We start from the raw sequence: 22,883 nt of genomic DNA, 5'->3' as shown, positions 1-22,883 counted from the left end.
ACGAGTTTTGCACCCGACGGCAAACGGAGCGAAATACGGGCTCCACCGCGCTGTACCCTCCGTATCCGATACCCCCATCTTTAAGAGATAACCGAGTCAACCAGTACCAATGCTCTCGACGATTCTGCTTCCAGTCGGAACGGGTGACAGCGACCGAGTCGACGACCTCGTCACGCACGTAATCGACGTCGCCAAGCCGGCAGGGGCGACGGTCGTGGTCGCACACGTCGTCGGCTCCGACGAGTACGACGACGACGTACAGAGCTACCCCGACGCCGTCGCACAGATCGGGTTCGACATCCAGAGCCGGGATCTGCCCGCGGAGAAGGTAGCACAGGAGACCCAGCCGGTCGGCGAGATCGTCGATCGACTCGAGGAGGCCGGGATCGACGTCGAGATCAGGGCCTCGGTCGGCAACCGTCAGTCGGAGATCCTCCGGATCGCCGAGGAGACCGGCGCCGACAACATCGTCGTCGGCGGCCGGAAGCGCTCGCCGGCGGGGAAGGCCGTGTTCGGCAGCACCGCACAGAAGATCATGCTCAACGCGCCCTGTCCGGTTACCTACGTCCGCGACCGCTCCTGAACGCGGCTCGAGACGGTGCGTTTACACCGAGCCCGACACTAGCCTTGGCAATGAGAGATCCAGACGGGCTGATCGCGCGCGCGGGCGTTCGCGGCGATCCCGACCGCGACCAGCACTTCCTCGTCGACGACCGCGTGCTCGATCGCCTGCCGACCTACCTCGCCGAGATCGACGCCGAGACGAGCCACCTCCTCGAGATCGGCGGCGGAACGGGGGCGTTGACCGATCGGTTGCTCGCCGTCGCCGACGCGGTGACCGTCGTCGAGCGCGACCGCGAGCTCGCTGCCTTCCTCCGCGAGGAGTTCGCCGAGGAGATCGACGACGGGCGACTGACCGTGCTCGAGGGCGACGCCCTCGAGGTCGATCTGCCCGACTTCTCGGCATCGGTGTCGAACCTCCCTTACGGCGTCTCGAGCGAGATCACGTTCCGGCTGCTGCCCGAGAAGCGCCCGCTCGTCCTGATGTTTCAACAGGAGTTCGCCGAGCGGATGGTCGCCGATCCGGGGACGTCGGAGTACGGGCGGCTCTCGGTATCGACCCAGCACTACGCCGAGCCCGAACTCGTCGAGTCCATTCCCAAAGAAGCGTTCTCGCCGCCGCCGGCGGTCCGAAGCGCCGTGGTTCGGCTCGAGCCCCGCGAGCCCGACTACGCGGTCGACGACGAGGCCTTCTTCCTGCGGTTCGTGAAGGCGATGTTCACCCAGCGCCGGAAGACGATCCGGAACGCGATCCGGAACACGGCCCACATCACGAACCTCGGTGCGCCCGACGCGGTCGTCGAGGCGGCCGACGACGACCTCCTGCAGAAGCGTGCCGACGCCATGACGCCGTCGGAGTTCGCCGAACTGGCGACGCTCGCCCTCGAGGTCGGCGAACCGGCGGACGGCTAATCCAATCGGAACGGCTCACGCAACGAACTGACCGACGGATACAGGTAGCTGGATCGCCGACTCGCTCGAGAACGGAACGATGACCGAGACGACGGGACTCGACTGGCTGGCCGACGTCTTCCAGGCGACGCCGCTCCGAATCGCGGTGACGCTCGTAGCGATCGGTGCGCTCGTCGCCGTCGTGCTCTCCTTCCAGCGGCTTCAGGAACGGCTCGAGGAGCGCATACGACCGCTGTACAGCGATATCGTCTCGACGGCGGTGCTGGTCGGGACCTTCCTGCTCGCGCTCGCGACGATCGTCGGCGTCTGGGGACAGACCGACCAGCTCCGGTTTATCGCCACGGAGTACGATATCGGCGGCGACGCCGTCGCTCGCGCGGTCGTCACGTTCGTCATCGCCGTCTCCGCGCTGATCGTCACGCGGGTCGTCCACCGCCTGATCGACGAGGTACTCGGTTCGGCGTCGGCGGTGACGGACCATCAGCGCGAGGTCACCCACCGGCTCTCGCAGGTGATCATCCTCTCCGTGTCGGTGATCGTGATCCTCGCGCTCTGGATCGACGATTTGGGTGGGCTGCTCGTCGGTGCCGGCTTCCTCGGGATCATCATCGGGATGGCCGCCCAGCAGGTGCTGGGGACGATCCTCGCCGGGTTCGTCCTGATGTTCGCCCGACCGTTCGAGATCGGCGACTGGATCGAGGTCGAGGGCGATCAGGGAATCGTCACCGACATCTCGATCATCAACACCCACATTCGGTCGTTCGACGGTGAGTTCATCATGATCCCCAACGACGTGATCGCGAGCGAGGTCGTCACGAACCGCTCGAAGCAGGGACGACTCAGGGTCGAGATCGACGTCGGCGTCGACTACGCGGCCGACGTCGAGCGCGCGAGCGAGCTCGCGGTGGAGACGGTCGCCGACCTCGAGAAGTCGATCGATGCGCCCTCGCCACAGGTCGTCACGAAGTCGTTCGGCGACTCGTCGGTAGTCTTCGGCGTCCGCTTCTGGATCGACAAGCCGAGCGCGAGGCGCCACGCCGAAGCCCGAACGGCCGCGATTCACGCGATCAAGGCGACGTTCGAGCGCGAGGGGATCAAGATCCCGTACCCGCAGCGCGAACTCACGGGACGGGCCGAAACCGGCGGTTTCCGGGTCGCCAACGAGGACGACCCGGAGGCGGCGGCGCAGACGGATCGGGAGTCGACCGACGATCGACAGCGGACCTCACCACAGGAGGGCAAGTAGATGGAGCTCGGAGAACGACGCGGACTCGAGACGGACGTGTATCAACCGGCGGAGGACTCCGAGTTGCTCGCCGAGTCGGTCTGCGAGCGGCTCTCGAGCGATTCGTACAGCGGCGACGAAAGCGGACGGACCGTCCTCGAGGTCGGCACGGGCTCGGGCTACGTCGCCGACCGAATCGCCGAGGAGACCGATGCGCGGGTAATCGCCTCCGACCTCAATCCCTACGCGGTTCGCCAGGCTCGAGAGCGAGAGAAGGGACTCGAGGCGGTTCGCGCCGACCTGGTCTCGCCGTTCGTCGACGACGCGTTCGACGTCGTCGCGTTCAACCCGCCGTACCTGCCGACCGAGCCCGACACCGAGTGGGACGACTGGATGGAACGGGCGCTGTCGGGGGGCGAGGACGGCCGGGCGATCATCGACCCGTTCCTCTCGAGCGTCGCCCGCGTGCTCGCTCCGGGTGGCTCCGTCTACCTGCTCGTCAGCAGCCTCACCGACGTCGACGCGGTCGTCGAGCGCGCGGGCCAGGAAGGGTTCAGCGCCGCCGCCGTCGCCGATCACTCCTTTCCCTTCGAGACGCTGACGGTGCTCGAGCTGTTTCGGTAACAGTTCTCGGGCGAGCAGAAGACACTTGCTCCCTACGTCAGCAGGGGGACACGATGACTCCCTCGCGACGCGCGTTTCTCGTGACTGCCGGCTCCGGCAGTGCGCTCTTTGCCGGCTGTTCGCAGTTTGCGAGCGACGAGACTGGCGAATCGCCCGAGCCACGAGAGCCGCCCGAGTCGGGCGTCGACGGACTCCCCGACCCGACCAGCCACGTCCACGGAGCTGACGGCTCGTGGTCGAGTTTCGGTTGTAACGCAGCCAACACGCGAGCCGTCGGGGACGGCGAGGCGCCGGTCGACGGCGTTTCGGAGCGCTGGCGCGTCGACGTCCCGGAGATCGGCTTCGCCGAACCGATCGTCGCCGACGGGCGCGTCTACTTCGTCGGAAACCGGGGACTGCGCGTCTTCGACGCCGACGACGGAACCGAGCTGTGGACGCTCGAGGACGTGGAGAAACCGCCGCTGATTCTGGAGGGAACCGCCTACGTCTCGACGTACGAGGGCGTCTCGGCCATCGAAGCCGACACCGGCGACGAAATCTGGAGCCGAGAGCTGGACGCGCCGGGTAACGTGACGGCGCCGGCGACGATTAGCGGTCACCGGGTGCTCTGTGGGATCGGTGAACGGATTCTGGCGCTCGATCCCGAGGACGGATCCGAACGCTGGCGACGCGACGTGTTCGGGCAGCTCCTCGATCACCCGGCCGCTCTCGGCGTTCACGGCTTTGCCGTCGCGACGGAGCCCGGGAAGGTCGACGCGATCGGCGAACGCGGCGTCGCGTACGCCCGGTGGGAGCTGCCCGCCCGCCCGAGCGGTCCGCCGACGGCGGACAAGGACGTCGTCTACGTCCCGTGTCACGACGGCGAGACGTACGCGCTGACGGTCGACGACGCCGGCGATACCGTCTCGGAGACGGCCTGGTCCGCAGAAACGGGACAGGTCTCGACGGGACTCGCGGTCGCGGACGACCTCGTCCTCGCCGTCGCCGGACGCACGCTGCGCGCGATCGATGCGGACTCCGGGCAGCAGCGCTGGGAGTTCGGGATCGGCGACTCGAGCCGGACGGCGCCGGCTGTCGGCCGCGAGACGGTGTTCGTCGGCGGCGACCGCCTCTGGGCGCTCGACCCCGCGCCGACCGGAGATCCGAGCGACGGCCCTGCGGTTCGGTTCGAACGCGAGTTCGAGGGCGCCGTCGGTCGCGGACCGGTACTCGACGACGGCGTGCTCTACGTCGTTGCGGACGTCGACGGCGAGGTCGCGTTGCTGGCGCTCGAGTAGCGCCGACTCGAGTGCGGCTCGGCGTTCTCAGACCCGTTCGACGACCCCCAGCCGTCGGCCCAGTAGCTCGGAGTCGAAGAAGGCGACGCGACCGTCGGGCCACTCGAGGGGGTCGCCCAGCGGATACGTCTCGCGTGCGGCCGCGATGTCGTCCGTCGCGAGGAGACAGCTACAGGGGCCGTCGGGAAAGCGCTCGAGTCGCTCGGCGAGCCAGTCCTCTGCACCTGCGACGAACGCGACCGGCTGGCTGGGGACGGAGGCGACGGTCCCCAGTCCCGGAACCGTGTCGCGAACGGGCGTCGGGAACCGGTAGGCGGCCTCGAACATCTTGATCGCGTCCTCGAGGTCCGAGACGGCGAGGACGACCTGACCGATCCCCGAGAGCGGCCCGTCGGCAACGCTCGGCGAGGGCTCGACTCGGTACGAGAGGGGCGTTCGATCCGCGATGGCGAACGGGAACAGGAGCCGTCGATCGGGTCGGCCGAACTCCGCGCGGTCCCACTCGACGAGGGTGCCGTCCTCGCGCTCGCGAGCGCCAGGCAGGGGGCCGCGAACCGGGACGCCGCGCTCGAGCAGTCGCTTGCACTCCTCGGTGACGTCGGGAACCCGAACACACCACGCCGCGGGCCCCGCGTCGGCGCGGATATGCTCGGGCCAGAAGTCGTGGTCGCCCTCGTCGCGCTCGGCGATGAGTTCGACGTACGAGCGGTCGTCGAAGCCGAGGAAGGACATGTGGGTGACGCCGTTGTCGTGGGCGCCGCCGTAGTCGGGCGCGAGGCCGAGTCGCTCGAACTCCGCGGTGATCGCCTCGAGGTCCGCGAACGCGAAGGGGACGTGATCGACGGTGAGAGCCATACTGACTGTCCGCAAGCCGGGAGTATAGTTCCTCGTTCGGGCCTCGAGAGTTCCGCAGTGGGAATGCAGTCATTCCCGAGAACGTGTGAAATTACTCTGGCGTATTAGGTCGGATGGAAAATATTAAGCCCCGGCATAGCCTAGCCGCGTCCACGATGACCGAATACGTCTCGACCACACCGGGGCTCTTCCCGCTCCCGGACTGGGCGAAAGACGACCTTTCGGACCTGAAGGGTCACCAGAAGGGCGACCTCGTCAGCGGCGACGAGGGCGAGGAGATCACCGCGGCCTACGACGAGGGGCGCGAGGAAGTGATCGAGGTACAGCAGGAGGCCGGCCTCGACCGAGTCAGCGAGGGCCAGCTTCGCTGGGACGACATGCTCGCTCACCCGCTGGCCGTCCACGACGCCGTCGACACCCAGGGAATCGTCCGCTACTACGACAACAACAACTTCTACCGCGACCCCGTCGTACAGGGCGACCTCGACTTCTCGGGTGACGTCGCCCAGGAACTCGAGGCCACCGCGGAGCTTGCGGGCGACGACGACCTGCAGGCCGTCCTGCCGGGCCCCTACTCCCTGGCTGACCTCGCGACGGACGAGCACTACGGCGACGACGCCGACTTCCTCGCCGCGGTCGGCGAGTTCCTCGCCGGCGAGGTCGACGCCTTCCCCGACCACGAGACGCTGTTCCTGCTCGAGCCGTCGCTCGTCGAGAACGCCCCCGAGGACGGCGTCGACGAGCGCGCCAGCGAGGCGATCGATCGGGTCGCGAGCGCGACCGACGCCGACGTCGTCGTCCAGCCCTACTGGGGGGCGCTCGAGGAGAAGGTATACGCTCACCTGCTCGACGCCGACATCGACGCGGTCGGCTTCGACTTCGTCGCGAACCAGGACGACAACGTCTACAACCTCCAGGAGTACGGCGCGACCGACCAGCTCTCGCTCGGGCTGGCCGACGGCCAGAACACGCTCGTCGAGGACGCGGAGGCGATCCGTGACCGCGTCGACTGGGTGTACGACCAGGTTCCCGTCTCGGAGTTCGAGACGGTGTACCTGACGACGAACACGGAAACGTTCTACCTCCCCTACGCCAAGTTCGAGGAGAAACTCGCCGTCCTCGCCGAAGCCGCGGACCTCGCGGAGGTGAAAGCAGCATGAGCAACGAGAACAAGGACCAGTTCCGACCGGAGAATCACGAAAACGACCACTTCCTACTGTCGACCGTCGTCGGCTCCTACCCGAAGCCCAAGTGGCTCAACCGCGCGAAGGAGCTCTACCAGGACCCCGATCACAGCTTCGACGACGACGACTACCAGGAGGCGCTCGACGACGCCTCGCGGCTCATCACGAACGAACACGAGCGCGCGGGCCTCGACGTCGTCGTCGACGGCGAGATGCGCCGCAACGAGATGGTCGAGTTCTTCGCCCACCGCATCGAGGGCTACGAATTCAACGGTCCCGTCAAGGTGTGGGGGCACAACTACTTCGACAAACCCTCCGTCGTGAGCGAGGTCGAGTACACGGAGAGCTGGCTCGTCGACGAGTACAAGTTCGTCGCCGAGGCGAGCGACCGTCCAGTCAAGGTCCCGATCACGGGCCCCTACACGCTGGCGAACTGGTCCTTTAACGAGGCCTACGACGACGACGACGAGCTCACGCTGGCGCTCGCCGACCTCGTCAACGAGGAGATCGAAAAGCTCGTCGACGCCGGCGCCCGCTACATCCAGATCGACGAGCCCGCGCTGGCGACGACGCCGGACGACCACGCGATCGTGGGCGAGGCCCTCGAGCACATCGTCGCCGACGTCCCCGATGAGGTCCGCATCGGACTGCACGTCTGTTACGGCGACTACTCCCGCATCTACCCCGAAATTCTGGAGTTCCCCGTCGACGAGTTCGACCTCGAGCTCGCCAACGGCGACTACGACCAGCTCGACGTGTTCAAAGACCCCGAGTTCACCGCGGATCTCGCGCTCGGCGTCACCGACGTCCACGTCGGCGAGGTCGAGTCCGTCGAGCAGATCGAGGAGAACATCAAGAAGGGACTCGAGGTCGTCCCGCCCGAACAGCTCGTCGTCTCGCCGGACTGCGGCGTGAAGCTCCTTCCGCGCGAGGTCGCCTACGGCAAGATGGCGAACATGGTCGAGGCCGCCCGCAACGTCGAGGCCGCCCTCGACGCGGGCGAGATCGACGTCGAACGCGGCGAGCCGGCGCCCGCCGACGACTGACGACGCGGTCCGTTCGAATCCGTCTTTTCGTCGACTGAATCGAACCGTTTCGACACCCGACGGGTTCCGCTTCCAAGCTCAACCGCTTTTCCGTCGGAGAGCGAACGGTCGATATGGAAAATCCGCTGTCGACGGACACGCTCAGGGGACGAACCGGCGAGAGCCGGATCGCCCACTGGATCCTGCTTGACGCGAACCGGTGGCTGCTCGCGGGATTCCTCTCGGCCGCGACCTTCGCAACCCTCGTTGGACTCGGAGCAGTCGCCCTGCCGCTTCGGGAGATGATGGCGAACGGGTCGCCGGTAGATACGGCGTTTCAGGCGCTGATCGCCGCTCTCCTCACCGGCGTAACGCTCGTCGTCTCGATCAATCAGCTGGTGCTCTCTCAGGAGCTCGGCCGGCTGGGCGATCAGCAGGCGTGGATGAACGAGGCGATGGAGTACCGGCGTAGCGTCGAGGAGCTGTTCGGAACGGTCGGTCCGCCCGACCCCTCCCAGTTCCTGCAGGCGCTCGTCCAGACGAGTAGCGAACGGGCCGAGGCGCTTCAAGAGGCCGTCGCCGACAACGCCGACGAGACGCTTCGCAACCGAACCGATCGGCTCGTCGAGAACGTCTGCCGGAACTCCGAGGAGATCGACTCCCAGCTCGAGACGTCCGAGTTCGGCGAGTTCAGTGTCTTACGGTCGGGACTGAACTACAACTACTCCTGGAAGATTTACGCGGTGCGGCGGCTCCGACACGAGCACGAGGGCAGTCTCGCGGACGACGAACTGGAGACCTTCGACGAGCTGATCGACGTGCTGCGGCTGTTCGGTCCGGCGCTCGAGCACTTCAAGTCGCTGTACTTCCAGTGGGAGCTCGTCCACCTCACGCGCTCGATACTGTACGCCGGGCTGCCGGGCGTCGTCGTCGCGACGGCGACGGTGCTGTACCTCGAGCCGGACTCCGTCCCCGGGACGTTCCTCGGCGTCGATAACATGGTGTGGGTCGTCAGCGCCAGCACGACGATCACGCTCGTCCCTTTCTTCCTCCTCGCGGCCTACGTGCTGCGAATCGCGACCATCTCGAAGCGAACCGGTTCGCTCGGGCCGTTCATCCTCCGACAGGCGGAACGAACGGACGCGATCGACTGGGAGAAGTAGCGCGCCGCGCGGCACGCCGTTCGCGTGTGGTGCGACGTGCCTATGGTTTCTTTCCGCTCGAGGGTGTAGCGTGTTCGCCATGGCTCGCCGAAAGCAACGATGGGGATCGGGCGCTCGCTGTCGCCGATCCGTCGACGAGGACACGAAACGAGGGCGGTAGCGCGTGGTCGTCGACTCGTTCACGGGGCTGTTCGGCACCGACCCGATCGTCCACGGGCTCGTCGGCGGCCTCGTCATCGCCTCGCTCAACCTGCTGGGCGCGTCGCTGATCTTCATCTGGCGAAACCCCTCGCAGCGGGCGATGAACGCCGCGCTCGGCTTCGCCGCGGGGATTATGCTCGCCGCGAGCTTCACGAGCCTCATTATCCCCGGTATCGAGACTTACTCGGACGGAAACCCGATTCCCGTCCTCGTCGGCGTCGCACTCGGGGCGCTGTTTCTGGATCGGTCGGATCTGCTCGTCCCCCACGCCCACTTCCTGCTCACCGGCCGACGGCGACGCGACGCCGCCGATCCGGGGACCGACCTGCCGGTCGACGACGAGCGACTCGCGGCCGTCGTTCTGTTCATCCTCGCGATCACGCTGCACAACATGCCCGAGGGGCTGGCCGTCGGCGTCGGGTTCGGCAGCGGCGACCTCGAGACGGCGATCCCGCTGATGCTCGCGATCGGGATCCAGAACGTCCCGGAAGGGTTCGCGGTGTCGCTGGCGGCCGTCAACGCCGGGCTGGACAGGCGGTTCTACGCCGTCCTCGCCGGGATTCGGGCGGGCATCGTCGAGATTCCGATGGCCGTGCTCGGCGCCTACGCGGTCTACTCGGTCGGCGCCCTGCTCCCCTACGCGATGGGGTTTGCCGCGGGCGCGATGCTGTTCGTCATCAGCGACGAGATCATCCCCGAGACGCACGCGACGGGGTACGAACGGGTCGCGACCTTCGGGACGATCCTCGGCGTGATCGTGATGCTGTACCTCGATATCTCGCTGGGGTGAGGCGGCTCGACCAGCGGTAACAGGTGGCGAGACAACCGTGAACGCGTTCCGACGACGTGACCGTCACCGGGTGACTCGAGCGTCCGGGAACGGTCATGTGTCGCGAGCGTCTTCCCTCGAGTATGCAGGAGTTCGTCGAGAAACGCGAGATCCGAGACGAGGTCGCCGACCACCGCGAGCCCGACCACGAGATCGACCCGCTGTTCGTCAACCGCTGGTCGCCGCGCGCGATGACCGGCGAACCGCTCGAGGAAGCGGAGTACCTGCCGCTGTTCGAGGCCGCCCGGTGGGCGCCCTCGGCATACAACAACCAGCACTGGCGCTTTTGCTACGCGAGCCGCGAGGACGAGGAGTGGGACACCTTCGCCGACCTGCTGCTGGGCGGCAACGAAGAGTGGGCGACCGACGCGGCCGTCCTCGTCGTGATCGTCTCGAAGACCACCTTCGACCACAACGGCGAGCCCGCGCCCGTCCACTCCTTCGACACCGGCGCCGCCTGGCAGAACCTCGCGCTCGAGGGCGCTCGCCGCGGGCTGGCCGTCCACGGGCTGGCGGGCTTCGACTACGAGCGCGCGGCCGAGGAACTCGACGTCCCCGAGGAGTACGAGGTCGAGGCGATGTGTGCGATCGGCGAGCGCGCGTCGCCCGAGACGCTGCCCGAGAAGCTCCGGGAGCGCGAGGAGCCGAGCGGTCGCAAACGGCTCGAGGAGATCACCCACCGAGGCGGGTTCGAGTAGGTCGGACGTCCCGCCAATTTCGGATCGGAGAGCCGGCAACACTCCGAATCAGGCTGCACCTTTTTCCGGCTCCGTGAGACGGTAGCAAACAGATGACAGTGCCGAATCACGATCGCTATCGTCGAGCCGGTTCCGCGTGGTGGACTCGGAAGGCGGCCGTCCGGAGCGAACGATGAGTACAATAGGGTCCGGCGTCGTCGGGCGCTTTTTCACGCAATTGGGCGACGTCTCGAGCAGATTGATCAAGCGGTTTCTACCCGACGCGTTCATCTTCGCGCTACTGTTGACGCTGCTGACGATGGTCATCGCGGTGGTCGTCACCGACGAGGGGCCGGTCGGCGTCGCGACCCACTGGGGAGAGGGGTTCTGGGAGGTCATCACGTTCTCGACGCAGGCCTCCCTCGCCCTGTTAACGGGATGGGCACTCGCCGACTCGCCGCCGATCAAGCGTGGGCTCCGGCGGATCGCCTCGGTCCCGAACAGTCAGACCCAGGCAATCTTCGTCGTCGCGCTCTGTGGTCAGCTGTTCGGACTCTTCCACTGGGGGGTCGTCCTCGTCGCCGGTGCGATCCTGGCCCGGGAGGTCGGGATCGCGATGGCCGAACAGGGAACGGACGTCCACTACCCGCTACTGGTCGCGACGGCTTACGCGGGGCTGTTGCCCTGGCACCAGGGGCTGTCCGGCGCCGCGCTGTTGCTCGTCGCGACCGACGGCCACTTCGCCGAGGAGACGATGGGCGTCATCCCGGTCTCTGAGACGATCTTCCACCCGATCAATCTCGTGATGATCGCCGCCATCGTCGCGGTCGTCGTCGTCCTCATGCCGCTGATGGCGCCCGATCGGGAGAACGTCACGACCGTCCCCGAGGAGAAGCTGCGGGCCGCCCGCGGCGAGGGCGCGCAGGGCGGCGACGTCGGCGAGCGCCCCCACCGGCTGCGGGACTCGCGGCTCAAGGCGGCCGTGCTCGACAGCACGCTGGTCTGTGTCGGCGTCGGCGCCGCTATCTGGGCCTACCTCCTCTATCTGTTCTCGACCCAGCCGTTCATGGACGTCCTCGACATCAACGTCCTCATCACGGCGATGTTCGGGCTGGGTTTTCTTGCACACATGTCGCTGCGAAGCTACATCGACGTCTTCCACGAGGCGATTCGCGGGGCCAGCCAGATCATCATCCAGTTCCAGTTCTACGGCGGGATCATGGGGATCATGGTGTTCTCGGGGCTTGTCGAACTGATCGCGAACACGGCCGCCCAGTACGCCACCGACACGACGTGGTACGCGCTCGTGTTCGTCTCCGGCGGGATCGTCAACTTCTTTGTCCCCTCCGGGGGCGGGCAGTGGGTCGTCATGGGCGAGATCTACGCCTCGGCGACCCAGTCGATCGAGGGCACCGAGATGAACCACATGATGATCGCGTTCGCGATGGGCGACCAGTGGACGAACATGATCCAGCCGTTCTGGGCGATCCCGGTGCTCGGGATCGCCGGACTCACCATCCGTGATATGATGGGCTACGTCGCCGTGCTGTTCGTCTTCTCGGGGGTCGTGATGGGGACCGGTGCGCTCATGATCGGGGTGCTCGGGTGATCCCGATGGCGGGAGAGCCAACCTCGGCGGAGAACGAACTGCCCGCCGACGGGGCCGACACTGCCGAGGCCGACCGCGAAAGCGAGACCGACCTCCGGACCGCGTTCGTTCCGACGTTCGGGAAGTACTTCCCCGAGTCGCTGGTCGGCGCGCTGTTGCTGGCCGTCCTCGCGATCGTCGTCACTGTCCCCGAACTCGAGGCGACGACCCAGCTCGAGCTGCTCGGCGGCGGGTTCTACGTCTACGACCTGTTCGCGTTGCACATGCTGTTGCTCCTCTACTGGATCCTCAGCGCCTCGGCCGTCGAGTCGCCGCGGGTCGGCGCCGCCTTCGACCGGCTCGCGGCCTCGCTGCCGACGAGTCAGGCGGGCGTGATCTACGCGACGGCGACCGTCTCGCTCGCGCTCGGCTGGCTCAACTGGGCGCTGGGCCTGATCGGCGGCATCCTGCTGGGCCAGCGGCTCTGTCGGCGCGCCCGCGAGAGCGGCACCGCGGTTCACTACCCGTCGGTGCTGACCGGCGGGCTGCTGGCGCTGGTCGTCGCCAACCAGGGGCCCTCGAGCCCCGGCGCCCTGATCGCGGCCGACGACACCGGACTGGCGAACTTCATGGTCGACGACGCCGGGACGATCGGGATGAGCGAGTTCCTCCTCCACCCGGCGAACCTCGCTCCAACGATACTGTTCGTCCTGACGCTGCCGCTCTTGCTGGTGTGGCTAGCGCCCGACGACGACGGCGAGATCGAACCGCTTGAGGACCGGGATCGGATCCTCGAGGGCTCGATCAGCGAGACCTTCGACCACTACGCGCCCGTTCGCGATCCCGTCGACTGGGAGCCCGGGGACCGCCTCGAGAACGCCGAGTCGCTCACGTGGATCATCGTCGCGATCGGGATCGCCTCGCTGGGGTGGCACTTCGGTACCGGCGGCGCGTTGACCCTGCCCTGGCTGGCGTTCGGCCTGGTCGTGGTCGGACTCGCCGTGCAGGGGCCGCCGATGGCGTTTCGCGAGAAGACCGAGGACGCGACGCGGTGGGCCAACCACATGGCGATCCCGTTCCTGCTGTACGCGGCGACGTTCGCGCTGTTGACGGAGGCGGCGCTGTACGCGCCACTTGGCGACGCGTTGGCGGCGACCGGGCTGCCGTACGTCGGCTCCTACGTCGCCGCGTTCGCGCTCGGCCTGCTGGTGCCCGACCCCGGTTCGCTCTGGCTGCTCCAGGGGCCCGCGGTGGCGGCGGCGGGAATCGACGGCGTGCCCGCGCTGGTCGCGACGATGTACGGCGCCGGCGTCTCGAACCTCTGGCTCGCGTTCCTCTTCGCCAGCGTGCTCTCGATCTACGGCTTCGACTGGCGGGAGTTCGCGACCTACGCCGCCGTCGTCACGGCGTACGTCTCGGTCGTCGTGATCGGCCTGCTACTGATCTTCTGACCGGGCGCCCCGCTTCGCAACACATTATCACCCGGCGGACGAACGGGGGCACATGACTCGCGACATTCTGGTCGCCGGCGAGACGCTGATCGACTTTCTCCCCGAGCATCCGGGGCCGATCTCGAGCGTCGAGCGCTTCGACCGACGGGCCGGCGGCGCGCCCGCGAACGTCGCCGTCGCGCTCGAGCGCCTCGAGCGGACGCCGCTGTTCTGGACCCGCGTCGGCGAGGACCCGTTCGGCCGCTACCTCGTCGAAACCCTCGACGAACACGGCCTCCCGGATCGCTTTCTCGATCGCGATCCCGACGCGAAGACGACGCTCGCGTTCGTCACCCACGACGAGACGGGAGATCGGGAGTTCTCGTTCTACCGGGACGACACCGCCGACACCCGCCTCGAGCCCGGCCGAATCGACGACGCGGTACTCGAAGAACTCGAGTGGGTCCACGCCGGCGGGGTCGCCCTCTCCAGTGGCTCCTCGCGGGAGGCGACGCTTGACCTGCTCGAGCGGGCCGCCGCCAACGACTGTACGGTCTCGTTCGATCCCAACGCCAGACCGGAGCTGTGGCCCGACGACGACGAGTTTTGCGAGGTCGTTCGCGAGGCCCTCGCACACGTCGACGTGCTGAAGGCCGCCGAGGAGGAGCTCGAGGCGCTCGGGTTCGCCGGCGACGACGTCGAAGGGATGGCCCGGGACGTCCTGGCTCTCGAGGCGGGACCGTCGACGGTTCTCGCGACTCGCGGCGGCGAGGGCGCGCTCGCCGTCGCCGACGAGGACGCGCCGTGGTCCGGAACTGCCAGCCACCCCGGGTACGAAGCGGACGTCGTCGACACGACGGGAGCGGGCGACGCCTTCGTCGCCGGCGCGATCGCGTCGCTCTCCGACGGGGACGATCTCGAGGAGACGCTCGCGTTCGCCAACGCCGTCGGCGCGACGGCAACGACGGCCGCGGGCGCGATGACGGCGCTGCCGGATCGCGAGGCGGTTCGGGCGATCAGAGACGCCGAGTAGCGCTACTGCTCCCGATCGAACGTAAACAGCCGGACGTTACAGTCCGGGCAGTACAGCTTCTCCGAGGGTAGCGATCCGATCGGCGTAACCTCGCCGCAGCAGGCAGCCTGCGTGATCTCCAGGGTACCCTCACAGAGCGGACACGTCTCGAGCAGCGAGCGCAGCGGTCGGCCGGCCGCGCGCCGGATCGCGGGGTCGTCGGCCCGCGACTCGAGGGCGCGTGCAGCGCCGAGTTCGGCGACCGCGATCTCTCGACGGAGGGTGACGATGCCGCCGGCCTCGCCCTGCAGGACGAGGTAGGACCGACCGAAGCTGCTCCCGACCCACACGTCGGTTTCGGGCGCCGTGTGTCGATCGGCGAGCCGGGCGAGTGCCTCGAGGTCGTCGTCGCGAAGCGACCGCATCTCGTCGCGCCAGGCCGATCTGAACGCGGGCTCGAGACGCAGCTCCTCGCCGTCGGGAACGACGACGTTCGCCTCGACCAGCGCGGCGAGAACCCCCTCGCCGGAGACCGCGTCGTCGCCGGCCTCGTCGCCGTCGGAAACTCCCGAGAGCGAGCCGGGCTCGTCGGCGTCGTGGGGGTCCAGCGAGAGCGCGGCCGCGAGCTGCGGCGCGAAGCGGGGCGTGTACGGGATGACGTAGCCCCGAAGCCCGATCGAGGCGAGTCCGGCGATCCCGACCGCGGCGGCCAGTCGGCGGCGGCGGATCAGAGCGAGTGCGGTAGCGGCGACCGCGACCAGCGCGCCGTTGGTGATCGTACAGGGCCAACACCGGTTCGAACCGGTGTACTCGGGCCGTCGAATCCGCTCGAGGAGAGAGGTCATACGGTCGCGTTCCGACCCGATCGTCTTCAGTGTAGCGACAACGAGAGTCTTTTTTACAATTACTGTTGTATATCACTGCTATGCGACGATCGGTCACACGATACAGGGGGCGCGTTCGATGGGGGGCTAATGGCTGCTCGCGGAGCATTCGACGCGGATTCCCGGCCGATCGATTCGTTCGACGAGTGGCCCGTCCGGTGGTCGCCGGATGAATCCCGACGAGCTCGTGGCGACCCTCGAGGAGGCGGGACTCTCCCCGTACCAGGCCGACGCCTTCGTGACCCTCCTCGAACGGGGCTCGGCGTCCGCAACGGACGTCGCCCAGGCGAGTTCGGTGCCGGACCCGCGGATCTACGACGTGCTCCGGGGGCTCGAGGAACGCGGCTACGTCGAAACGTACGAACAGGAGAGCCTTCAGGCGCGGGCGCGTGACCCCACGGAGGTCCTCGAGGACCTCCGGTCGCGGGCGACCCGTCTCGAGAGCGCGGCCGACGAGATCGAAACCCGATGGACCCGTCCCGACATCGAGGACCACGCCGTCAGCATCGTCAAACGGTTCGACACCGTCCTGGCCAGGGCGAACGAACTCGTCCGGTCGGCCGACCACCAGGTGCAGATCGGACTCACTCCCGCCCAGTTCGACGCGCTCGAGGGTGCACTCGAGGCCGCCCGCGAGAACGGCGCCGACGTCAAGGTGTGTCTGTTCCCCGAAACGGCCGAGGAGTCGTCGCTGCCGTCGACCGAACGCCTCGCCAGTACGTGTACCGAGGCTCGGTACCGTCGGATCCCTGCACCGTTCGTGGCGCTCGTCGATCGAGCCTGGACGTGTTTCGCCCCGAACAGACACTCGGCGAACGAGTACGGCGTTCTCGTCAACGACCGCACCCACACCTACGTCTTCTACTGGTACTTTAGCACCTGTCTCTGGGACGTCTACGAGCCCGTCTACTCGGCGCGGGACGATCGACCCCCGACCACCTACGTCGACATCCGCGAGTGTCTGCGTCGGATCGAACCGCTGCTCGAGGACGATCGGCGCGTCGAGGCCACCGTCGAGGGGTTCGAGACGGACACCGGTCGCGAGATCACCGTTTCCGGCACGATCACCGACATCGCCTACTCCGGAACGTCCGGCGACGATGGAGGGTCGATACCGATCACGCAGTTCGCGGGGAAAGCCGGCTTCACGCTCGAAAGCGGGACCGAAAGCTACACCGTCGGCGGTTGGGGAGCGATAATCGAGGACGTCGAGGCGGTCCGAATCGGGATCGATCCATCAGTGTAACCGCGATCGGCACGACCGATCGCCCGCATCGCGGCGGCTCGAGGATCGATTCGGCCTTGTTCCTCGGCGCGGCCGAGAGAAGTTAACTACAGCCGTTGTACTAACCCAGCAATTATAAATAGGTACAATTCAATATTCTCGTTCATGAGTGGTAGATATTCACGGGGGAGTACCGAATCCGAATCCAGCGTCTCGCGGCGGACGTTCGTCGCCGCGGCCGGTGCGACCGGCGCGACGGTCAGCCTCGCCGGCTGTATCTACGGCGACAGCGGCGACGACGGCGAGGGCGTCGTCATCGCGATGGGATCGACTACCATCGACGACGTCGAAGACGGGATGCCCGACCTGCTCTACGAGAACGGGTTAGACGAGGACATCGAGATCAGCTTCAGTTCCCAGTCGGACGACACCGGCGACCAGCGAGACACCTACTCGCAGCTGATCGAGGCCGGCGAGAGCGAGCCGGACCTCATGATGTGTGACACCGGCTGGACGAACGTGCTCATCGAGAACGGCTACCTCGCGAACCTCTCGGAGGAGCTCGACGACGAAACGCTGGAACTCATCGACGAGGAGTACTTCGAGGCGTTCGTCGACACGGCCCGCGATCCCGAGACGGACGATCTCATGGCGCTGCCGCTGTTCCCGGACTACGGCTGCCTGTACTACAACAAGAACTACGCCCGCGACGCCGGCTACGACGACGACGACTTCGACGAGTGGGAGACCGAGCCGATGAGCTGGGAGGAGTGGGCCGAGATCACCGAAGAGATGGTCGACTCCTCGGACGCGGAGGTCGGACTGGCGACCCAGTTCGACATCTACGAGGGAACCTCCTGCTGTAGCTTCAACGAGGTCATGACCTCCTGGGGCGGCGCGTACTTCGGCGGCGAGGACAACCTCGGCGGTCCCGTCGGCGACCGTCCTGTAACCATCGACGAGGAGGAGTTCATCGACTCCCTCGCGATGATGCGGACGTTCGTCGCGGACGAACAGGACGACGACACGCTTGAGGAGTACCCGACCGGGATCGCCCCGACCGACATCACCTCCTGGGACGAGGAGGGCGCCCGCGAGCCGTTCTCGTCGGGCCAGGCCGCGATGTTGCGCAACTGGCCGTACATCGTTCCCGGGACGCTCGAGGACGACGACTACCCCTTCGACGACGAGGACGACCTCGGCGCGATGCCGATCCCCTACGCGGTCGAAGAGGACGAGGCCGCCCAGCCTGGCGCGGGCGGCACCACGTCCGCACAGGGTGGCTGGCACATCGGACTCAACCCGAACTCCGAACGCACCGAGGAGGCCGTGCAGGTCATGCAGGCGATGACCGAGGACGACTTCAACCTCGGGATGCTCGAGGTCGTCGCCTGGCTGCCGCCGAAGCCGGACCTGTTCGACGACGAGGAGGCGACCGACGCCGACGAGGTCGGACCGATCGGTCACTACATGGAGACGCTGCGCGTCGCCGGCGAGAACGCGATGCCTCGTCCCGTCACCGAGCAGTGGCCGTCGCAGGCGGAGATCATCGCAGAGCAGCTCAATCAGGCCGTTGCCGGCGACGTAAGCCCCGAAGACGCCGCTGCTGATCTTCAGGAAGCGCTCGAAGAAAGCGAGTCGTAAGCATGAGTACGGAACAAGAGGCGGATACCGCAAACCGAGAATCTCGGCGCTCGGGACCGCTGGTCGCGGTCACCCGGTGGCTCGAGAATCTCGGCGAAACCGCGTTCGCGTACCTGCTGTTGACGCCCGTATTCGTCATCCTGGGTGCGATCGCGCTCTATCCGCTCCTGCGGACGTTCGAGCTGTCGATGTACGTCAACGTGCTGGGAACCGGCGACCCGGAGTTCGTCGGCCTCCAGAACTACGTCGACATGTTCACCGGCGCCCGCGACCCCGACTTCCCCGGGTCGACGATGTTCCTGCCCGACGTGAGCACGTCCTCGAGCTTCCCGTTCGTCCACGTCGGCGGCTGGTTCCGTAGCGCCCTGGTCGTGACGCTCGTGTTTACCATCGTGAGCGTCTTCTTCGAGACGGTCATCGGGTTCGGGCAGGCGCTGATCCTCGATCAGGAGTTCCGCGGCCGACGCCTCGTCCGCGTCGCCATCATCATCCCGTGGGCGATCCCGCTGGTCATCCAGGGGATGATCTTCTACCTGATGTTCCACCCGAGCACCGGGTTCCTGACGGAGTATCTCGCAAACGTCGGGATCCTCGCGCCGACGAACACGCTCAACGATCCGCTGAGCGCCCTGATCATCGTTACCATCGCCGACATCTGGAAGACGACGGCGTTCATGGCCCTGCTGATCCTGGCCGGCCTCCAGAGCGTCGACCGCAGCCTCTACGACGTCGCGAGGGTCGCCGGCGCGAGCCGCTGGCAGCAGTTCAAGCTGATCACGCTGCCGCTGGTTCTGCCCGCCGTCGCCATCGCCGTCCTCTTCCGGACGATCGACGCGATGCGAATCTACGGCCTGATCGACATCACCTCGAGCTGTACGGTCGTGCCGTCGCTGTCGTGTATGGTCGTCGAGACGTTCAACACGCATCGCGGACTCGCGTCGGCGATCGCGTTCGTAACGGCGGGGATCATCGGCATCCTCGCGATGATCGTGATCTACAGACAGTACAAGGAGGGATTCTGACATGGCTACGACAACCGAACAACGGTCTGACTCCGAGGACGCCGAAGACGGCGTTATCGCGAAGTGGACCAAAGGCGTTATCGGAGACGACGAGAAGCGCGCTCGCCTCTATCGGGCGCTGTTCTACGTGGCGTGTGGCTTCTTCCTCGTGACGACGCTGTTCCCGTTCTACTGGCTACTGGTGCTGGCGCTGACGCCGAACAGCCAGATTCTGACCGGTGACTGGTCGCTTCCGGTTATCGGGATCGAGTTCCCCCATCCACAGGGGTTCAACCCGCAGGCGTTCGTCGAGGTGTTCCAGCAGATCCCGTTCCACCTCTACGTGTTCAACAGCTTCGTGCTCGCGACGGTCACGACGATCATCGTCCTGCTGGTCGCGAGCCTCGCCGGCTACGTCTTCGGGCGGCTCGACTTCCCCGGGAAGGGGCCGCTCATGCTCGGCGTGTTGATGGTGTCGTACTTCCCACCGGCGGCGTTTCTGATCCCGCTGTTCGACGCGTTTCTCGGGAACGCCATCGTGGTTCCGTTCCTCGGGATCGAGCTGTTCGAGCCGCCGCGGCTCGTAAACACGCCGGGGTCGATGATCATGCCCTTCAGCGCGCTGTTCCTGCCGCTGGCGATCTTCATCCTCACCACGTTCTACGCCCAGATTCCCGACGGGCTCGAGGACGCCGCGAGGGTCGAAGGAACCACGCGCCTCGGCGCGCTATTCCGGGTCATCATGCCCCTGTCGGCACCCGGCGTCGCGACGGCGGCCGTGTTGACGTTCATCGCGGTGTACAACGAGTACTTCTTCAGCTCGATCATGGCCCTGGAGAACGTCCCCGAGAACTGGTCGCCGCTCGTCGGCGGGATCCTGAGCTACCAGGACCAGTACACAACTGACTTCAACCTCATGGCGGCGGCGAGCATCGTCGGGGTCATCCCGATCCTGATCCTCGTGATCGTCGCACAGGAACGAATCGTTAGCGGACTAACTGCGGGAGGACTCAAGGAATAACATGGCACGCGTATCACTCAGCAACGTTACGAAGCGGTACGAAGACGTCGTCGCGGTCGACGAGATGAATCTCGATATCAAGGACGGGGAGTTCGTCTGTTTCGTCGGTCCCTCGGGCTGCGGGAAGTCGACGACGATGGAGACGATCGCCGGCCTCACCAAACCGAGCGAGGGAACGATCCGGATCGGCGAGACCGACGTCACCAAGCTCCCGCCGAAAGACCGCGGGGTGTCGATGGTCTTCCAGAACATCGCCCTGTTCCCTCACATGGACGTCTACGAGAACATCTCGTTCGGACTTCGGCTGCGCAAGTACGACCAGGACGAGATCGATCGACGAGTCGACAACGCCTCGGAAATCGTCCAGCTCGAGGGGATGCTCGACCGCGAGCCCAACGAGCTCTCGGGCGGCCAGCAACAGCGCGTCGCGATCGCGCGGGCGATCGTCCGCAACCCGGACGTCTTCCTGATGGACGAGCCGCTCGCGAACCTGGACGCCAAGCTCCGGGTTCACATGCGGACCGAACTCCAGCGCCTGCACAAGCAGCTGGATACGACCATCATCTACGTCACCCACGACCAGGCCGAGGCGATGACGATGTCCGATCGGATCGCCGTCCTCAACGCGGGCCAGCTCCAGCAGATCGATCCGCCGCTGGTCTGTTACAACCAGCCCGCGAACCTGTTCGTCGCCGGCTTCATCGGCTCGCCGTCGATGAACTTCACCGACGGCGAACTCGTCGACGGTGGGCTGACGACCGAACACTACGATCTCGAGTTCGACACGACCGAGCTCGGAATCAGTCCCGGCGACGAGATCACGGCCGGCGTCCGTCCGGAGGACATCTACCTCACCAGAAACGAGGACGAGGTCGGCTCACCCTCCGAAGTGATCGAGGCGACGACCGACGTGCTCGAGCCGATGGGCGACGAGATCTTCGTCTACCTCACGCTGGACGGCACCAGCGGCTCCTCGATGACCAGCGACGAGGCCGCCGGCGCTTCGAACCAGCTGTTGATGAGCGTCGACCCCGACACCGAGATCGGCGAGGACGAGTCGGTCTCGATCGTGCTCGATCGCTCGAAGATTCACCTGTTCGACACCGCGTCGGGCGACGCGCTCGCACACGGCATCGTCGATCTTTCGGAGGCCGAGCGAACGAGGGCGGCGGCCGAATCGCGGGGACAACATGAGTAGCCTCGTCCCCGTCGTCTACTACGGGGGCTTTCTCGTGTTGTTCTTCTTCTGGATCTACGGGATCGTCTCGTTCGGTCTGGACGTCAAGAACAAGGTCATCCCCGGCATCAGACAGTATCGGCGGGGACGCAAGCGCCAGCAGGCAAAACAGGAACGCGAGCAAGAGCAAAACGAGCAGGAACAGCAGCTGTACTGAACGGCTGACCGGACCCGTTTTCGACCCCGGTTCGAGCGATGTGCGAAGACCGAACGTCTAGCTGCATTTTCCCGGAAACGCCGTTTCATAGGCCGTCTATCCGCTATCCGCGGATCTTACTCCACCCGGATTTATTGACTCTCGTCACGACGGTCTGCCCGTATGGATATCGGCGTACACACCCCACCGCTCGCGGACGAATCGCTCGAGGGCGCCCTGGCGTACCTCTCGGATATCGGCGTCGACGCAATCGAACCCGGCGTCGGCGGCTTCCCGGGGGACGACCACCTCGCTCGCGAGGAGTACCTGGACGACGAGGACGCCCAGCTCGAGCTCGAGGAGCTGCTCTCCGAGTTCGGGATGCACATTAGCGCGCTCGCGACCCACAACAACCCGCTGCACCCCGAAGACTCCCAAGCGGCGGAGGCCGACACCGAGCTCCGCGAGGCGATCGAGCTCGCCGACCAGCTCGACGTCGGGGTCGTGACCTGTTTCTCCGGGCTCCCCGCGGGCGGCCCCGACGACGAGGTGCCGAACTGGATCACCGCGCCGTGGCCGACCGAGCACGCCGACGCCCACGACTACCAGTGGGAGGTCGCCGTCGACTACTGGTCCGACCTCGCCGCGTACGCCGACGATCACGGCGTCGACATCGCGATCGAGATGCACCCGAACATGCTGGTCTACGAACCACACGGGATGGCCCGCCTGCGCGAGGCAACGAACGAGCGCGTCGGCGCGAACTTCGACCCCTCGCACCTGTACTGGCAGGACATCTCGATCACCGACGCGATCCGCTACCTCGGCGAACGCGACGCGATCCACCACTTCCACGCCAAGGACACGAAGGTCTACGAGGAGCAGGCCCGCGAGAAGGGCGTCCTCGACACGACGGCCTACGACGACGAACCCAACCGCTCGTGGCTGTTCCGGTCGGTCGGCTACGGCCACGGCGAGAGCCACTGGAAGGACGTCGTCTCGACGCTGCGGATGGTCGGCTACGACGGCACCCTGAGCATCGAACACGAGGACTCGCTGACCAGCTCCCGCGAGGGGCTCGAGAAGGCGGTCGAGATCCTCGAGCGGGCCGTCTTCCGCGAACAGCCCGGCGAGGCGTACTGGGCCGAGTAGACGCCCCGCCGCTCGATCGG

Annotated in this window: 22 protein-coding genes; 20 read left to right on the top strand and 2 right to left on the bottom strand. The window is 66.6% G+C overall.

What is annotated here, in order from left to right; translation table 11 throughout:
• Positions 1 to 109: 109 nt before the first annotated feature.
• From ACFEMD_RS04410 to ACFEMD_RS04390, 5 genes are all read left to right on the top strand, one after another.
• Entirely contained in the window at positions 110 to 583 is a 474-nt protein-coding gene (locus ACFEMD_RS04410; RefSeq protein WP_394739694.1) for a universal stress protein, read from the top strand.
• Positions 584 to 633: 50 nt separating this feature from the next.
• Entirely contained in the window at positions 634 to 1,473 is an 840-nt protein-coding gene (locus ACFEMD_RS04405; RefSeq protein WP_394739693.1) for a 16S ribosomal RNA methyltransferase A, read from the top strand.
• Positions 1,474 to 1,552: 79 nt separating this feature from the next.
• On the top strand, positions 1,553 to 2,719 hold the full coding sequence (locus ACFEMD_RS04400) for a mechanosensitive ion channel family protein (protein ID WP_394739691.1): 1,167 nt from the start codon (positions 1,553 to 1,555) through the stop codon (positions 2,717 to 2,719).
• Positions 2,720 to 3,322 (top strand): HemK2/MTQ2 family protein methyltransferase, encoded by a 603-nt coding sequence (locus ACFEMD_RS04395; RefSeq protein WP_394739690.1) that lies wholly within the window; start codon positions 2,720 to 2,722, stop codon positions 3,320 to 3,322.
• Between the two features lie 53 nt (positions 3,323 to 3,375).
• Positions 3,376 to 4,599, top strand: a complete 1,224-nt coding sequence (locus ACFEMD_RS04390) for an outer membrane protein assembly factor BamB family protein (protein ID WP_394739689.1) — start codon at positions 3,376 to 3,378, stop codon at positions 4,597 to 4,599.
• 27 nt (positions 4,600 to 4,626) lie between these two features.
• Here the strand turns inward: ACFEMD_RS04390 and ACFEMD_RS04385 are convergent, their stop codons facing one another.
• Positions 4,627 to 5,454, bottom strand: a complete 828-nt coding sequence (locus tag ACFEMD_RS04385) for a VOC family protein (RefSeq protein WP_394739688.1) — start codon at positions 5,452 to 5,454, stop codon at positions 4,627 to 4,629.
• Between the two features lie 155 nt (positions 5,455 to 5,609).
• On the opposite strand from ACFEMD_RS04385, the gene ACFEMD_RS04380 reads away from it, so the two are divergent.
• The 8 genes from ACFEMD_RS04380 to ACFEMD_RS04345 all read left to right on the top strand — a co-directional run bounded on the left by ACFEMD_RS04380 (position 5,610) and on the right by ACFEMD_RS04345 (position 14,584).
• Positions 5,610 to 6,614, top strand: coding sequence for a 5-methyltetrahydropteroyltriglutamate--homocysteine methyltransferase (locus ACFEMD_RS04380; RefSeq protein WP_394739687.1), 1,005 nt, complete (start codon positions 5,610 to 5,612; stop codon positions 6,612 to 6,614).
• On the top strand, positions 6,611 to 7,684 hold the full coding sequence (locus ACFEMD_RS04375) for a methionine synthase (protein ID WP_394739686.1): 1,074 nt from the start codon (positions 6,611 to 6,613) through the stop codon (positions 7,682 to 7,684). Before ACFEMD_RS04380 ends, ACFEMD_RS04375 begins: the two co-directional genes overlap by 4 nt.
• A 113-nt stretch (positions 7,685 to 7,797) precedes the next feature.
• Positions 7,798 to 8,826: a hypothetical protein gene (locus ACFEMD_RS04370; protein ID WP_394739684.1), complete on the top strand. Its 1,029-nt coding sequence runs from the start codon at positions 7,798 to 7,800 to the stop codon at positions 8,824 to 8,826.
• Between the two features lie 163 nt (positions 8,827 to 8,989).
• A complete protein-coding gene (locus tag ACFEMD_RS04365; protein ID WP_394739683.1) occupies positions 8,990 to 9,817 on the top strand; it encodes a ZIP family metal transporter in 828 nt (275 codons plus the stop codon).
• Between the two features lie 122 nt (positions 9,818 to 9,939).
• A complete protein-coding gene (locus ACFEMD_RS04360; protein ID WP_394739681.1) occupies positions 9,940 to 10,554 on the top strand; it encodes a nitroreductase family protein in 615 nt (204 codons plus the stop codon).
• Between the two features lie 172 nt (positions 10,555 to 10,726).
• Entirely contained in the window at positions 10,727 to 12,142 is a 1,416-nt protein-coding gene (locus ACFEMD_RS04355; RefSeq protein ID WP_394739680.1) for a short-chain fatty acid transporter, read from the top strand.
• A 5-nt stretch (positions 12,143 to 12,147) separates the two neighbouring features.
• Positions 12,148 to 13,572, top strand: coding sequence for a TIGR00366 family protein (locus ACFEMD_RS04350; protein WP_394739679.1), 1,425 nt, complete (start codon positions 12,148 to 12,150; stop codon positions 13,570 to 13,572).
• Between the two features lie 52 nt (positions 13,573 to 13,624).
• Positions 13,625 to 14,584: a carbohydrate kinase family protein gene (locus ACFEMD_RS04345; protein WP_394739678.1), complete on the top strand. Its 960-nt coding sequence runs from the start codon at positions 13,625 to 13,627 to the stop codon at positions 14,582 to 14,584.
• 2 nt (positions 14,585 to 14,586) lie between these two features.
• On the opposite strand, the gene ACFEMD_RS04340 is transcribed toward ACFEMD_RS04345, so the two are convergent.
• Positions 14,587 to 15,408, bottom strand: a complete 822-nt coding sequence (locus ACFEMD_RS04340) for a hypothetical protein (protein ID WP_394739677.1) — start codon at positions 15,406 to 15,408, stop codon at positions 14,587 to 14,589.
• Positions 15,409 to 15,616: 208 nt separating this feature from the next.
• Between ACFEMD_RS04340 and ACFEMD_RS04335 the strand changes: the two genes are divergently transcribed.
• The 7 genes from ACFEMD_RS04335 (at position 15,617) to ACFEMD_RS04305 (ending at position 22,863) form a co-directional block, all read left to right on the top strand.
• Entirely contained in the window at positions 15,617 to 16,693 is a 1,077-nt protein-coding gene (locus ACFEMD_RS04335; protein ID WP_394739676.1) for a TrmB family transcriptional regulator sugar-binding domain-containing protein, read from the top strand.
• Between the two features lie 144 nt (positions 16,694 to 16,837).
• Positions 16,838 to 18,316, top strand: coding sequence for an extracellular solute-binding protein (locus ACFEMD_RS04330; protein WP_394739675.1), 1,479 nt, complete (start codon positions 16,838 to 16,840; stop codon positions 18,314 to 18,316).
• 2 nt (positions 18,317 to 18,318) lie between these two features.
• A complete protein-coding gene (locus tag ACFEMD_RS04325; protein WP_394739674.1) occupies positions 18,319 to 19,338 on the top strand; it encodes a carbohydrate ABC transporter permease in 1,020 nt (339 codons plus the stop codon).
• 1 nt (position 19,339) lies between these two features.
• Entirely contained in the window at positions 19,340 to 20,338 is a 999-nt protein-coding gene (locus ACFEMD_RS04320) for a carbohydrate ABC transporter permease (protein ID WP_394739673.1), read from the top strand.
• A gap of 1 nt (position 20,339) precedes the next feature.
• Positions 20,340 to 21,536: an ABC transporter ATP-binding protein gene (locus ACFEMD_RS04315; RefSeq protein WP_394739672.1), complete on the top strand. Its 1,197-nt coding sequence runs from the start codon at positions 20,340 to 20,342 to the stop codon at positions 21,534 to 21,536.
• Positions 21,529 to 21,732 (top strand): hypothetical protein, encoded by a 204-nt coding sequence (locus ACFEMD_RS04310; protein WP_394739671.1) that lies wholly within the window; start codon positions 21,529 to 21,531, stop codon positions 21,730 to 21,732. Before ACFEMD_RS04315 ends, ACFEMD_RS04310 begins: the two co-directional genes overlap by 8 nt.
• A gap of 162 nt (positions 21,733 to 21,894) precedes the next feature.
• Positions 21,895 to 22,863 carry a sugar phosphate isomerase/epimerase family protein gene (locus ACFEMD_RS04305; protein ID WP_394739670.1) on the top strand — a complete coding sequence of 323 codons (969 nt, stop codon included), beginning with the start codon at positions 21,895 to 21,897 and terminating at the stop codon, positions 22,861 to 22,863.
• Positions 22,864 to 22,883: the final 20 nt, after the last annotated feature.

The organism is Natronococcus roseus (assembly GCF_043677095.1).
GTDB lineage: Archaea > Halobacteriota > Halobacteria > Halobacteriales > Natrialbaceae > Natronococcus > Natronococcus roseus.
Note: the sequence above shows the minus strand (reverse complement) of the source record. Positions and strands in the feature narration are given on the sequence as shown.

Excerpts from the sequence above, each read along its gene's own strand:
- ACFEMD_RS04320 (WP_394739673.1), top strand. The coding sequence starts at position 19,340 with ATGGCTACGACAACCGAACAACGGTCTGACTCCGAGGACGCCGAAGAC.
- ACFEMD_RS04310 (WP_394739671.1), top strand. The coding sequence starts at position 21,529 with ATGAGTAGCCTCGTCCCCGTCGTCTACTACGGGGGCTTTCTCGTGTTG.
- ACFEMD_RS04330 (WP_394739675.1), top strand. The coding sequence starts at position 16,838 with ATGAGTGGTAGATATTCACGGGGGAGTACCGAATCCGAATCCAGCGTC.
- ACFEMD_RS04370 (WP_394739684.1), top strand. The coding sequence starts at position 7,798 with ATGGAAAATCCGCTGTCGACGGACACGCTCAGGGGACGAACCGGCGAG.
- ACFEMD_RS04315 (WP_394739672.1), top strand. The coding sequence starts at position 20,340 with ATGGCACGCGTATCACTCAGCAACGTTACGAAGCGGTACGAAGACGTC.
- ACFEMD_RS04340 (WP_394739677.1), bottom strand. The coding sequence starts at position 15,408 with ATGACCTCTCTCCTCGAGCGGATTCGACGGCCCGAGTACACCGGTTCG.
- ACFEMD_RS04355 (WP_394739680.1), top strand. The coding sequence starts at position 10,727 with ATGAGTACAATAGGGTCCGGCGTCGTCGGGCGCTTTTTCACGCAATTG.
- ACFEMD_RS04395 (WP_394739690.1), top strand. The coding sequence starts at position 2,720 with ATGGAGCTCGGAGAACGACGCGGACTCGAGACGGACGTGTATCAACCG.
- ACFEMD_RS04380 (WP_394739687.1), top strand. The coding sequence starts at position 5,610 with ATGACCGAATACGTCTCGACCACACCGGGGCTCTTCCCGCTCCCGGAC.
- ACFEMD_RS04305 (WP_394739670.1), top strand. The coding sequence starts at position 21,895 with ATGGATATCGGCGTACACACCCCACCGCTCGCGGACGAATCGCTCGAG.
- ACFEMD_RS04400 (WP_394739691.1), top strand. The coding sequence starts at position 1,553 with ATGACCGAGACGACGGGACTCGACTGGCTGGCCGACGTCTTCCAGGCG.
- ACFEMD_RS04390 (WP_394739689.1), top strand. The coding sequence starts at position 3,376 with ATGACTCCCTCGCGACGCGCGTTTCTCGTGACTGCCGGCTCCGGCAGT.
- ACFEMD_RS04350 (WP_394739679.1), top strand. The coding sequence starts at position 12,148 with ATGGCGGGAGAGCCAACCTCGGCGGAGAACGAACTGCCCGCCGACGGG.
- ACFEMD_RS04335 (WP_394739676.1), top strand. The coding sequence starts at position 15,617 with ATGAATCCCGACGAGCTCGTGGCGACCCTCGAGGAGGCGGGACTCTCC.
- ACFEMD_RS04385 (WP_394739688.1), bottom strand. The coding sequence starts at position 5,454 with ATGGCTCTCACCGTCGATCACGTCCCCTTCGCGTTCGCGGACCTCGAG.
- ACFEMD_RS04360 (WP_394739681.1), top strand. The coding sequence starts at position 9,940 with ATGCAGGAGTTCGTCGAGAAACGCGAGATCCGAGACGAGGTCGCCGAC.
- ACFEMD_RS04405 (WP_394739693.1), top strand. The coding sequence starts at position 634 with ATGAGAGATCCAGACGGGCTGATCGCGCGCGCGGGCGTTCGCGGCGAT.
- ACFEMD_RS04375 (WP_394739686.1), top strand. The coding sequence starts at position 6,611 with ATGAGCAACGAGAACAAGGACCAGTTCCGACCGGAGAATCACGAAAAC.
- ACFEMD_RS04345 (WP_394739678.1), top strand. The coding sequence starts at position 13,625 with ATGACTCGCGACATTCTGGTCGCCGGCGAGACGCTGATCGACTTTCTC.
- ACFEMD_RS04410 (WP_394739694.1), top strand. The coding sequence starts at position 110 with ATGCTCTCGACGATTCTGCTTCCAGTCGGAACGGGTGACAGCGACCGA.
- ACFEMD_RS04325 (WP_394739674.1), top strand. The coding sequence starts at position 18,319 with ATGAGTACGGAACAAGAGGCGGATACCGCAAACCGAGAATCTCGGCGC.